The organism is Paradesertivirga mongoliensis (genome assembly GCF_024436395.1).
Lineage (GTDB): Bacteria > Bacteroidota > Bacteroidia > Sphingobacteriales > Sphingobacteriaceae > Paradesertivirga > Paradesertivirga mongoliensis.
In genome coordinates this window covers 847,761-861,421 of the sequence record NZ_JAFMZO010000003.1, presented here as the reverse complement: position 1 = coordinate 861,421, position 13,661 = coordinate 847,761, and the positions used below count along the sequence as shown (strand labels likewise).

The following is a 13,661-nucleotide window of genomic DNA, read 5'->3' as shown; positions in this document are numbered from 1 at the left end:
ATGAAACTTTTAAGTATAGTAACACGAATGTATTTTGTACCTCTATGTATGGGGATATTATTTTCCGGATGTTCATTGGTTGGGTTAGACCTACAGGAGGACTATAACCGGACACCCCATACTCTTGATCCTAACCTCTATAAAAGCGCTTGGGAATATTTAGAGTCGCGTTCAAAAACAGATGCTGCGGCACCTGCAAGTGATAAAATATTCACGAGAATGATGGAGGCCATTGTGTATTCTGAAATCGATATCGAGGAATATAAAAAACCGGGAAGAACCTATATCTTCCTTCATAATGATGCCATTTTACGCGGCAACAATAATGATGCTTTTTTTCGGGTTAATTTTTCTGGAAATGCAGCCGCAACAGCCTGGACTGCTTACCCGAAGGAGTTCGTGAGAAACTACCTCAAATATCTTATTGTTGAGGGCGTGCATAATCATTACACCCTACCTGCAGTAGAAAAGATAACTGGTAAAACGCTGGCCCCGGCAGGCGCCTTTACAGCTTTACCTTCCGGAATAACAAGAAATACTGCTGCTACACTGTATCCTTTCGTGTCGAATCCAACATCAGAAATGGTACTGCAAATATTAAATAATTCACCCTCTAACACTCAGGATTATCCTATCCGTATTAACGACCACTTGAATGTTAGGACCAGCAGTCTATTGGCTACCAACGGCACCATACACGTGGTAGACAGATACGTTACCACAACGCTTCCACAGTAGAACTGCGCAGACAGAAAAGGTTCAATGTGGCTGCGGTCGTATTGAACCTTTTTATATACCATGTTATATTCGGATTGTGTACTTGCTCCGCTATTGCATAATCTGTTTGCAAACTATGTAAAATAAAGAACCTGCACCCTGAGCGAGAAAGACAAATAATTCGGAAGCTACGCCGCGCTTCTTTAACAATTATAATACCGTGAACTTGAAACGATTTAGCCTGAATATATTATTTGCAGTTTTACTTTGCAGCCAGACTGTATATGCACAACAAAAAAAGCGCTTAGTTAACAACTGGGAGTTTGTAAAGCAGGATTTAGGCGGTATTTGGGAGGCCGTTCGGCCAGTGAAAAAAGGAAATCCCGAAGATGTGCCTCTATGGCAAAAGGTTACGTTACCTCATTGCGTTAATGCTGAAGATGCCGTCGATCCGGATGTAAATTATTATCAGGGCCCATCCTGGTATCGAACACAATTAGAAATCGATAATAACAACCAAAACGGGAGGACCCTTCTCCATTTTGAAGGAGCCGGCCAGAAAACAGATGTATACGTATATACTACCAAAGTGGGATCACATGTTGGCGGCTACGATGAGTGGACGGTAGATATCACCGATGCAGTAGAAGCCTTCAAACAAACCGAGGAATTTAAAACACAGTTTAAAGGGAAAGTGCCGGTTTCTATTCGTACCGACAATTCGCGGGATCTCGAAATGATGCCTTCGGATCTATCAGATTTTAACCTTTATGGTGGCTTATATCGTTATGTCAATCTGATTTACGCACCAGGGCTTTCAATCGACAAGATTTTTGCAGTCCCTGAAGTAGATAAAGCCGGCCGAAATGGAAAAATAGCTGTCAGAGCGCGTTTTTATAATCCAACTTCTCTTTCATCGGCCACAGCCGAAATAAAGCTCACCGACCCCAAAGGTAAAGTTGTGCATCGGTCATCCAGAAATTTAAACGCCCTCAACGGCGATGTGCTTCTTGCCGATTTTCAGTTAAAGAATCCTCAGCTTTGGTCCACCAATCAGCCGCTTCTTTATACTCTGGAACTAAGTGTTAAAACCCCACAGGGCACGGCCATGCAAACAGAAAAAGTTGGGTTTCGTCATTTTGAGTTTGTTGAAAAGGGCCCCTTTCTGCTGAACGGTAAGCGCCTCTTATTACGTGGAACACACAGGCACGAAGACCATGCAGGGGTTGCTGCAGCTATGACCGAAGAGCAGATTCGCACGGAGATGAAGATGATGAAAGAGATGGGTGTAAATTTTATCAGGCTCGGCCATTATCAGCAGTCGCGTATAGTTCTCAATCTTTGCGATAGCCTGGGTATTGCGGTTTGGGAAGAGATCCCCTGGTGCCGCGGCGGATTAGGTGGAGAAGTTTACAAAGAACAGGGAAGAAGGATGCTAACCAATATGATAGAGCAGCATTATAACCACCCTTCGGTTATTATTTGGGGCTTAGGAAATGAAAATGACTGGCCTGGAGACTTTTCTACGTTTGACAAGGAAGCAATAAGGGCCTACATGACGGAGCTGCACAATTTATCGCACAAGCTCGACCCTTCACGAAAAACAGCTATCCGCCGTTGCGATTTTTGTAAAGATATCGTCGACGTGTATTCGCCTTCCATTTGGGCAGGCTGGTATCGTGGTATCTATACAGAATATAAGCAGGTATCGCTCGAAGAATTTAACAAAGTAAAACGCTTCTTGCATGTAGAATGGGGAGGAGACAGTCACGCTCGCCGTCACTCTGAAACTCCTGATAATGCCTTGTCGAAGGTGCAACGTGCCGGAGCAGCAGACGAACGTGCCGGTGACGCTTCTTTGTTTGGTGGAAGCGCACGCGTTTCTAAAGATGGCGACTGGAGCGAATCTTATATGGCGAATCTCATCGATTGGCATCTGAAGGAACAGGAAACCATGCCCTGGCTAACGGGGGCAGCTCAATGGCCTTTTAAAGATTTTTCTACGCCGGTGCGCCCGGATAACCCGGTTCCTTACATGAATCAAAAGGGAGTAATCGAACGTGATTTCACAAAAAAGGAAGCGTTCTATATCTTCCAATCATACTGGACAGAAAAACCAATGGTTCATATTTACGGGCACTCATGGCCGGTGAGGTGGGGCGAAGCGAATGAAGCGAAAATGATTAAAGTCTATTCAAATTGCGAGGAAGCAGAGCTCTTCTTAAACGGAAAAAGCCTGGGGACGAAAAAGCGAAACAGTCAGGATTTTCCTTCGGCAGGTTTGCGCTGGATGGCTCCTTTTGCTACAGGACAGAATACCATTAGGGTGGTAGCACGGAAAGGAAAGACAACCGTTCAGGACGAAATTTCCTTCGTTTATCAAACTGAAAAGTGGGACAAGCCAGCAAAGTTGACTTTAACAAAAATTGCTGAAGAAAATGGGATTGTTACCCTGGAAGCGAAGCTGTTCGACAGTAAAAATGTGCAGTGTCTCGACGCGGCTAACTGGGTTCGCTTTTCTTTGGCAGGCGATGGACAGTTAATCGACAACCAGGGCACCTCTACAGGTTCAAAATATGTGCAGATGTACAATGGAAGAGCCATTATCCGGATGAAATCAAATGGTGGAAAGAGTAGTGTGGCCCTGAAATCTGAAGGGATTCCGACGGTGATGATAAACTTATAGCTGGATGGTTACACGGATCATAATCTTTATAATATTGTCAGCAGTAGCAGATCTGGCTTACCCGCAAGATAGCAAACCCGATGCCGCCCTTAAGTTGTGGTACAACAAGCCTGCTGAAAATTGGAACGAAGCACTGCCTATCGGTAATGGCCGACTTGGAGCCATGGTTTTCGGAAATCCCGCCAGGGAGCAATTGCAATTAAACGAAGAAACGGTATGGTCTGGTGGTCCGAATAATAACATCACTTCCGAATCTGGCGCTGCAATCCCCGAATTAAGGAAGCTTCTTTTCGAAGGAAAGTTTGAAGAGGCGCAAGCGCTCGCCGATGTGAAGATGTTCCCTAAGAAGAACAGCGGAATGATTTATCAGCCGGTGGGAAATCTTTTTCTCCGGTTCCCGGGCCATCAAAACGCAAAAAATTACTACCGTGATTTAAATATCGAAAAAGCAGTTGCCACAATCACTTACGATGTGGATGGTGTAAAATACAAACGTGAAGTTTTTTCGTCGTTTACCGATCAGGTAATCGTGGTCCGTTTGACAGCCGACGAGCCGGGTAGGATTTCTTTCAGCGCTTTCATGGACTCGCCGCAAAAATCATCTCAGAGAACTGAGGATAAAAAGCTGGTACTGTCTGGTATCACCGCCGATCATGAGGGAGAAAAGGGGCAAATTAAGTTTGAGTCACAGGTTAGAGTAGTAGCTGAAGGAGGTGAAACATCGCTGGCGAACAATATCTGGTCGGTTACAAATGCCAATGCGGCCACAGTTTACATCTCAATTGCCACAAATTTTAAAAACTATAAGGATATCAGCGGTAACGCTAATAAGAAGGCTGCCGCTTACCTAAGCAAAGCGAGTAAAAAGAGGTACCCGAAGGCTCTGGCTAACCATATTGCATTTTATCAGCGATATTTCAACCGCGTTAGATTAAATCTTGGCATCACAGATGCGATAAACAAACCAACGGATCAGCGTATTGCCGAATTTGCAAAATCGGACGACAGGCACCTGGCCGCCTTATACTTTCAGTTCGGAAGATACCTGCTCATCTCAAGTTCCCAGCCGGGCAATCAGCCGCCCACTTTGCAAGGAATCTGGAACGATAAAATGCTTGCCCCCTGGGATAGCAAATACACCATTAACATTAATACGGAGATGAATTATTGGCCGGCGGAGGTGACGAATCTCTCGGAGCTGCACGAACCTTTGTTCAAGATGTTAAAAGATCTATCGGTGACGGGTCGTGAAACTGCAAAAGTAATGTACGGCGCCGACGGCTGGGTAACTCATCATAATACAGATTTGTGGCGTATTACCGGTCCGGTCGACCGGCCCTACGCCGGTTTATGGCCCATGGGAGGAAACTGGTTGAGTCAGCATTTATGGGATCATTATTTGTTTACTGGCGACAAAAAATTCCTCAAAGAATACTACCCGGTTTTGAAAACTGCTTCTGATTTTTACCTGGATATACTACAGGAAGAGCCTCTACATAAATGGTTGGTGGTTGCACCTTCTAATTCGCCTGAAAATACCTACGTTGCGGGAAAGAGGGTTTCTATCGCTGCTGGAGCGACCATGGACAATCAGCTGCTGCATGATTTGTTCAGCAAAACTGCAAACGCCGGCGAGATTTTAAACCGCGACGCTGCTCTTCGGGATACTCTCAGGGCTACAATTGCTAAACTGGCGCCGATGCAAATTGGTAAACACAGTCAGTTGCAAGAATGGATGCACGACTTAGACAGGCCGGACGATAAACACAGACACATTTCACATCTCTACGGATTATATCCGAGTAACCAGATATCGCCATACCGCACTCCCGAACTATTTGATGCAGCCAAAACTTCTTTGCTTTATCGTGGAGACCCGGCCACAGGCTGGTCTATGGGTTGGAAAGTAAATTTATGGGCACGCTTTTTAGATGGTAATCATGCGTATAAGCTCATCACCGACCAGTTAAAATTAGTAGGTGGTAAACAGGAAGGAGTGAGCACAAGCGGTGGCGGCACTTACCCTAATATGTTTGATGCTCACCCGCCATTTCAAATCGACGGAAATTTCGGTTGCACGGCGGGTATCGCAGAAATGCTCATGCAAAGTCACGATGGCGCCATACACATTCTGCCCGCTTTGCCCGACAATTGGTCAACAGGAACCATAAACGGCTTAGTGGCAAGGGGGGGATTCGAAATAGATATCGACTGGAAAGATTCCCGAATCATTCAGCTGAAAATTAAATCCCGATTAGGAGGAAATTGTCGTCTTCGGATTAATGACGACATGAAAAAAAGTGTTTCTTCTTTACTTTTTCCGGCCAGAGGAAATAATCCCAATCCCTTTTATGAGCAGCCTCATGTTAAAAGGCCGCTTATTTCGGCACTGGCCAAGCTAAAACCGGTAGTAATAAAGGCTTCATCAGAATATGATTTAAACACTAAAGCCGGAAAAGAGTACATTTTAAAGTTTTGAAGTATGCGTAGATATAAAATCCTGTCCTTACTGTTTGTCGCAACAAGCGCCTTTGCTCAGCAAGCCGATAACCCAGCACTGAAATTATGGTACGATAAACCTGCAAAGGTTTGGGAGGAGGCTTTGGCTCTGGGGAACGGGAAGACTGGGGCGATGGTTTTTGGCCGGATTAATAAAGAGCGTATCCAGCTTAACGATAATACGCTCTGGTCGGGGTATCCGAACCCCGGAAATAATCCGAAAGGGCCTGAGTCCTTACCACAAGTCCGGCAAGCAGTATTTGAAGGTGATTATGGCAAAGCCGCCGCCCTGTGGAAGAAAAATTTGCAGGGGCCGTATTCGGCGAGGTACCTCACCATGGCCGACCTGTTTCTCGATTTTAAATTAAAGGATTCGTCCGCTACTGATTACAGAAGGGAACTGGACCTGAATAACGCCATTCATACGGTAAGGTATAAAATTGGAGGAGTTTCTTACATGCGTGAAACGCTGGTCAGCTATCCTGATAAAGCACTGCTTATCCGTATAACCAGTGACAAAAAGAACGCCATTAGCTTCAGTACTGGCCTAACCAGTAAACTTCGATATAGAGTAACGGCTTCAGGGAACATTTATCTCGTCCTGAAAGGAAAGGCACCCAAACATGTTGCCCACCGAGCCACGGAGCCTCAGCAGATTGTATACGATGAAAAAGAGGGTATGACTTTCGAAGTGCATATGCGAGTGAAAGCAGACGGCGGTATTACCACTGCATCCGGAAACAACATCGCGGTAAGCAAAGCGAATGCGGTGACCATTTATCTGACCGACGGAACCAGCTTCAACGGCTTTGATAAATCGCCGGGACTTGAGGGTAAAGATCCGTCTCTAGAAGCGAAATCTGCTTTGGCTCAAGTCTATCCAAAATCTTATTCGTCAATAAGGGCGGCTCATATTTCGGACTACAAAAGTCTGTTCGAGCGGGTCTCCTTCAGTTTGAGTAATAATCCTGAATTGTCGAAGTTGCCTACCAATGTGCGCTTATCGCGACAAGGGCAAACTGGTAATGATCAGGAACTTCAGGTTCTCTACTATCAATTCGGCCGCTACCTGATGATTGCGAGTTCAAGGCCCGGTTCTCAGGCGACCAATTTACAAGGTATCTGGAACGACCACGTGCAACCGCCCTGGGGAAGTAATTATACCGTAAATGCCAATACTCAGATGAATTACTGGCTGGCTGAAAACACCAACCTTTCAGAGCTGCATCAACCTTTATTCGACTTTATTGCCCGTTTAGCGAAGAATGGCCAGACCACTGCAAAAGTAAACTACGGTATTCAGCAAGGATGGGTATTACATCATAATACCGATATCTGGGCTAAAACGTCGCCAACCGGAGGCTACGACTGGGACCCTCGTGGCGCCCCGCGCTGGTCGGCCTGGCCGATGGGTGGAGCCTGGTTAAGTACCCATTTATATGATCATTATTTATTCACAAACGACAAGGAATTTTTAGCAGGGCAGGCTTATCCCTTGATGAAAGGTGCTGCTGAGTTTATGCTTCAATGGCTGCAGCCGGACCCAAGCGGGTACCTGGTGACTAATCCATCTACTTCTCCCGAAAACGTTTTTAAAATTGAGGGGAAGGAATTTGAGGTAAGTAAAGCCACAACAATGGATATGGCAATCATTCGCGAGCTTTTCACAGCCTCTATAGAATCGTCGCGAGCGCTCGGAATAGATTCGGAGTTTCGTTTGAAGCTCGAATCAGCGAAAGCTAAACTATACCCCTACCACATTGGAAAACACGGGCAGGTACAGGAATGGTTCAACGATTTAGATGATCCCAAAGATACCCACAGACATTTATCACATTTATACGGACTTTATCCGGGTACGCAAATTACTCCGCGTATCACCCCCGAACTTGCCGCAGCGGCTAAACAATCCTTAATTCACCGGGGAGATTTGAGCACCGGCTGGTCGATGGCCTGGAAAACCAACTGGTGGGCGCGTTTGCTCGACGGAGATCATGCACTGAAAATATTAAAGGCCGGCTTAACGCTGATTGATCCTGCTAAAACTGTAGAACCAGTCGTTCAATCCACCTCAGTAAAGACCAATACTCCGGCTCCACAATTAACAAATGTGCAAATGAGTGGCGGCGGAACGTATCCGAACTTGTTCGATGCGCATCCACCATTCCAGATAGACGGAAATTTCGGAGCGACGGCAGGCATAACCGAAATGCTTTTGCAAAGTCATGCGGGTGAAATTGAGATGCTCCCCGCTTTGCCGAACGAGTGGTCGGAGGGAATAATTAAAGGCATCAAAGCACGGGGAGGCTTTACCGTAGAGATGAGCTGGAAAGGAAACAAACTTTCACAGGCCATCATTTATTCGGGTTCGGGAGGAGTTTGCAGGCTGCGTACAAATGTTCCAGTGAAAGTTCTTGGAGAAATGTCAAAGCCGGCTGCGGGTGAAAACTTAAACTCTTTGATGCCTAAACCTGAACATGTTAAATATATCAAAAGCACCCAGGCGAAGTTAGTTGATCTGGATGTAAAAGATTCTTATGTTATAGATTTCGAAACGAAGAAGGGCTCTAAATATGTGATTGAGCTTTTATAGATCTAGTAAGCATTTTCGATAGAGGGCATTATACATCCGTATAATGCCTTTTTTGTTATTGCATACTTTTCGCAAACCCAGAAATTAAGCTTCGGCAATCCTTCACTAAATTATACAAGCAAAATAGTACTTAAAATATTCATTTTAAGTATGTTAAAACTTCATGCTTGTTTGCCAATTGAATTGAATAATCCATTTTTCAATAGCTCTAGCTTAGCCATCTAAATAACCTCTCTATGAAGCAAACCTGCTATCCTTCGAAAGATAGTACACTTCCTGTGGCCTGTCAGTTTATGCAAATCCAGCAATTTAAACCTTGAAATATGAATCAGAAAATTAATCAACAAAATCACTTTACACTTTACAGAAAGAGGTGGGCCCCGGGCCTGGCGTCTTTCTTACTGTTAATCTCATTCCAATTTATTTCATTTAACGCCAACGCACAATCATTCAGAGTAAGCGGGATTGTTAAGAGCTCAAATGGCGAAACACTTCCTGGTGTAAGCGTTAAAATCAAAAGCGGTCAGGGCGGCACCGTGACAGACATCGATGGCGGATATTCCATTGAGGTTCCCAACGAACAATCCACTCTTGTTTTTAGTTACCTCGGATTTTCAAGCCAGGAACAGCTGGTAGGAAGCAGAAGAGTAATCAATGTCACACTATTAGAGGGGCGGACGGCCCTGCAGGAAGTTGTGGTTGTAGGTTATGGAACTCAAAAACGCGTTAACGTAACGGGAGCGGTTGCTACCGTTTCAGGTGAAGAGCTTACCACCCGGAATGCTCCTAACACCACGGCTTTATTACAAGGCAGGATGCCGGGGGTGCAAATCACACAAAACTCCGGTCAGCCGGGCGATGAGCGGGCAAATATACAGATTCGTGGTTTGGGTAGCTTTAGTAAGGCGGGTAACTCACCACTTGTTTTGATTGATGGGGTAGAAGGAGATTTAAATAATGTCAACCCCAATATCATCGAGAATATTTCTGTTTTAAAAGATGCTGCTTCGGCCTCCATCTATGGATCAAGAGCTGCGAACGGAGTAATTCTGGTTACCACGAAAACCGGGCGGGAAGGCAGGCTTAATGTCGATTACAGTCTTAATCTTAGCAGCCAGAAGGCTGCCTCCATGTACGATCGTGTAACCAATTCGGTGCAGTTCATGGAGCTGTTGAACAAAGCCATAGATCACACCGGCACCTCAACAAATCAAAAGTTCACTGCGGCGGAAATTGATCTTTTCAGGCAGCCTTCCGAGCAATATCCCAGCTACGACTGGATGGATGCGGTTTTCAGAACGGCTCCCATGCAGCAACATTTTTTGAGCGTGAATGGTGGAAAGTCTGGTACCACCTATAATTTCGGTTTAGGGTATCTTAAGCAAGAAGGTGTATTGATTGCTACCGATTACAAACGATATGATGCCCAGTTTAACCTCAAAACAAATCTGGGTTCAAAAGTTACGTTTGGCACCAATCTTTCTTTCTCCAGCGGCGACAGGCACGAAACTGCATTGAATGGTAACTTTGATGGAAATACCACCGAGGATCAAATACTTAGTGCCTTATCGGCGAGTCCGAATTTTAAACCAAAGTTACCCGACGGAAGCGGGCGATATGCGTCGAAAGCATTTTTAAAGTCGGGTGGAAACAAGAATCCGGTTGCACTGGCAGAGAATGGCGGAAGGGATATAGGGAATTACTACGGATTAGGCTCAGCCTTCCTAAATATCGATATTTTACCCGGCTTAAGCGGCGAAGTGAGGGGCGGGGTGCGATTTAATGACAGGAATACCAACGTTCATGTAGTGGGTATTGCTACGAACTTATACATCCCCGATGCCAATGGTAATTATCCTGCAAGCCCTGCATTCAATGGTACGGTAGGAGAAAACAACCTGACTACCAGAAGAGAGAATGACATTCAGCTCACTTATTTTGCAAATCTGAACTATAAGAAGTCTTTTCTCGAGGCTCATAATATATCAGCCTTATTAGGGGTTAGTCAGGAATCGTTTAGATACGAGCGTGTTCAAGCCTTTAAAAGAAACGCTCCATCCAATGACCTGACTGAGTTGGGAATATTTTCTCCGGGCGGGCAGACTGCTGATGGTTTTGCTTATGAATGGGCCCTCCAGTCGTTGTTCGGGCGTTTAAACTACAACTTCAGGGAAAAGTATTTATTTGAGACCAACTTTAGATACGATGGTTCTTCCAGGTTTCCGAAAGGCAATAAATGGGGTTTCTTTCCTTCGGCCTCGGCAGGCTGGAGGATATCCGAGGAATCGTTTACAGAAAATATTAACTGGCTGGATAATCTGAAAGCCCGCGTATCCTGGGGACAAACAGGAAACCAGAACGTAAACCGCGATATTCTCGGAGAATCAATGCCATATCCGTACCAGCAGGTGCTAAACCCGTTTTTGTATAATATCGACGGTACGCTGCAACAGGGGGTTACACAGATTGACCTAAACAACCGCGAAATACGCTGGGAAACATCAACAGTAACTGATATCGGACTAGATTTCGGCATTTTCAAGTCTAAAATATTCGGATCTTTTGATTGGTACACCCGGTACACTACTGATATTCTTCGCGACCTTCAAGTGCCCGGATTTATCGGAGTCACAGGACCTACGGTAAATCAGGGAGAGATGAAGAATACCGGATTCGAGTTTTTACTGGGCCATGAAAACCGAGTTGGAAGCCTTCATTACAGGATGCAGGGAAATTTTGAAACCTACAAAAATAAGTTGGTAAAATTTGGTGCCCGGGAGATCGATAATGGCGCCGGTCTGATAAGGCAGGAAGGATTACCCTACAACTCGTATTATATGTACCTGTTTGATGGGATATATCAAAATCAGGCAGAAATTGACAATGGGCCAACTCCAGTGGTTAAACCCAAACCCGGAGATATGAAGTACAAGGATGTCAACGGAGATGGCAAAGTGAACACGGACGACAGGGTAGTAGTGGATGGCGCATTTCCTAAATTTAATTACGGATTTACATTCAATGCAGATTATAAGAGTTTCGATTTGAGCTTCTTTTTACAGGGCGTTCAGGGTCGCAAAATTTATCTGAGAGAATGGGGAGTTGCTCCATTCAGGCAAGCCAGTCCGCCTCCAACGTTTTGGCTGAACGCCTGGAACGGCGAAGGAACTTCTAACACTATCCCGCATATTTTTAACGAGAATTACGCGCCTAATACACAAGTTTCTACCTGGTGGCTACGCGATGCATCTTATTTGAGGTTGAAAAATGTTCAGTTGGGTTACAGCTTGCCGAAGCAATTAGTCAGTCAGGCAAAACTTCAGGGTTTAAGATTATATTTATCAGGTGACAACCTGGTAACCTTCACCAAATTCTTCGACGGAATTGATCCTGAACGGGCTGCCGCAACCGGCCGCGGAGCCATCTATCCTCAGGCAAAGATTTACACTTTTGGTCTTAAAGCAACTTTTTAATTGGAATCATGAAAAAATATATAAAAATAATCTGCTTTGTGTTATCAAGCAGTGTCTGGATGTCGTGTACTGATGTTTTAGATAAGGATCCACTTTCTGCGCCTAATCCGGAGAACTTTTGGAAAACCGAAGCCGAAGCTAACAAAGCACTCATAGCCTGCTACGCTAAGCTTAAGGAACCGATCATTTCAAATGGCCCGAGCCAAAGCGGAAATTTCACCTATTGGGAAGCTTTGTCTGATAACGCTATTACCACATCTAATTATCAATCTTTCGATGCTGTGATGAGAGGTCAGCACAATACAGCTACCGGCGGAATTGTAAGTTTGAGCTGGACTATCGGATTCCAGGGGATAGCGGCCTGTAATTACTTTCTGTCGAATGTCGACAGGGTTCCGGATATGGCCTTAGCAACCAGGAACAGAATGAAAGGAGAAGCACTTTTTCTAAGAGCGTATTACTACAATTTCTTAACGCAACTGTATGGCGATCTTCCAATAATTACCGCCCCTGCGACACTTAACGGTGAGCATATGAAAACTCCCCGGTCTCCGAAAGCTGATGTGGTTAATCAGATAATTCTTGCCGATCTCAATTTGGCGATACAGTATTTGCCGAATATTCTTTATACCAACGGGCGTGCGGTTAAAGGTTCGGCCATTGTTTTGAAAACCAGAGTACTGCTAAACAATCAGCGGTTCGACGATGCGGCCGAAACAGCCTGGAGCTTAATCGGCGATCCGGCCAATCCCTTCAGATTGCACCCTAATTATGCTGGTATATTCTTCGGCGAACAGGCTAATAACAAAGAAATAATGTTTTCAGTGCAGTTTGATGCTCCATTGGATTATCATTCTCACGATCAGATTGTTGGCGGGCGGATGTCTGTTTTTCCAACCGTAGAGCTCCGAAACGCATACGAACCCGGCGATCCGCGGCGCAAGATGACGATTTTTGAAATCGGCCAACCCTGGGCCTATAATCCCAACGGTTTCAGAGCACAGGGAAGTACGGCCGAGGGGCAGATTCCTTTTACACAGATGGCATTTAAAAAGAGTGTAGATACCCTTGTAAATAATGCCTCGGGTGCTACACTGAGCGATCAGCATATGGTTTTAATGCGTTACGCTGATTTGTTGTTGATGTATGCCGAGGCCATGTTTGAGAATGGACAGGGAACAGATATCCGGGCTTTGAACGCATTTAACGAGGTTAGGGCCAGACCGGGCGTGAATATGCCCGCCAAGCTGGTGTTAACACGGGATATCATCAGGAATGAACGCCGGGTGGAACTCGCTTTTGAGGGGTTGCGTTATAACGATCTGATACGATGGGGGATAGCTCATCAAGTGATACCGACTTTGCCTCATAATTCGGCGGGGGCGAAACGGGTGTTTAAGTCGTATTTATTCCCTGTACCGCAGGGGCAGATGGACATTATGAGAGGTGTCTGGGATCAGAATTCGGATTGGCGATGATGCTACGGTAAATCTAATTGGTGATACGATACGCTGACATACACCAACTATATCCGTGCACCAATATACCGGCGGTATCTTTCAGATTAGTGTAGACTGGGTTGTTGAAGCCAAAACAGGAAGAATAAAAGTGCACTAAATAGTTTTTAGGAGACAGATCTTCACAGGCGGCTAATAGTTAATTATAGATTAACGTGAATAATAAAGGCGATATC

At 45.1% G+C, this 13,661-nt stretch carries 6 protein-coding genes; all 6 read left to right on the top strand.

Annotated elements, in window-relative coordinates; translation table 11 throughout:
- The 6 genes from J3P43_RS14915 (at nt 1) to J3P43_RS14890 (ending at nt 13,446) form a co-directional block, all read left to right on the top strand.
- Entirely contained in the window at nt 1–738 is a 738-nt protein-coding gene (locus J3P43_RS14915; protein ID WP_255903809.1) for a hypothetical protein, read from the top strand.
- Nucleotides 739–943: 205 nt separating this feature from the next.
- A complete protein-coding gene (locus J3P43_RS14910) occupies nt 944–3,403 on the top strand; it encodes a glycoside hydrolase family 2 TIM barrel-domain containing protein (protein ID WP_255904047.1) in 2,460 nt (819 codons plus the stop codon).
- A 34-nt stretch (nt 3,404–3,437) separates the two neighbouring features.
- Nucleotides 3,438–5,882: a glycoside hydrolase family 95 protein gene (locus J3P43_RS14905; RefSeq protein ID WP_255903807.1), complete on the top strand. Its 2,445-nt coding sequence runs from the start codon at nt 3,438–3,440 to the stop codon at nt 5,880–5,882.
- Between the two features lie 3 nt (nt 5,883–5,885).
- Nucleotides 5,886–8,495, top strand: coding sequence for a glycoside hydrolase family 95 protein (locus J3P43_RS14900; RefSeq protein ID WP_255903805.1), 2,610 nt, complete (start codon nt 5,886–5,888; stop codon nt 8,493–8,495).
- Nucleotides 8,496–8,818: 323 nt separating this feature from the next.
- Nucleotides 8,819–11,968, top strand: coding sequence for a SusC/RagA family TonB-linked outer membrane protein (locus J3P43_RS14895; RefSeq protein ID WP_255903803.1), 3,150 nt, complete (start codon nt 8,819–8,821; stop codon nt 11,966–11,968).
- A gap of 8 nt (nt 11,969–11,976) precedes the next feature.
- The gene (locus J3P43_RS14890; RefSeq protein WP_255903801.1) at nt 11,977–13,446 is read left to right on the top strand and encodes a RagB/SusD family nutrient uptake outer membrane protein; all 1,470 of its coding nucleotides are present in this window, start codon (nt 11,977–11,979) and stop codon (nt 13,444–13,446) included.
- The last annotated feature ends 215 nt before the right edge of the window (nt 13,447–13,661 follow it).

Coding starts and splice junctions, on each gene's coding strand:
- J3P43_RS14895 (WP_255903803.1), top strand. CDS start 8,819: ATGAATCAGAAAATTAATCAACAAAATCACTTTACACTTTACAGAAAG.
- J3P43_RS14915 (WP_255903809.1), top strand. CDS start 1: ATGAAACTTTTAAGTATAGTAACACGAATGTATTTTGTACCTCTATGT.
- J3P43_RS14900 (WP_255903805.1), top strand. CDS start 5,886: ATGCGTAGATATAAAATCCTGTCCTTACTGTTTGTCGCAACAAGCGCC.
- J3P43_RS14890 (WP_255903801.1), top strand. CDS start 11,977: ATGAAAAAATATATAAAAATAATCTGCTTTGTGTTATCAAGCAGTGTC.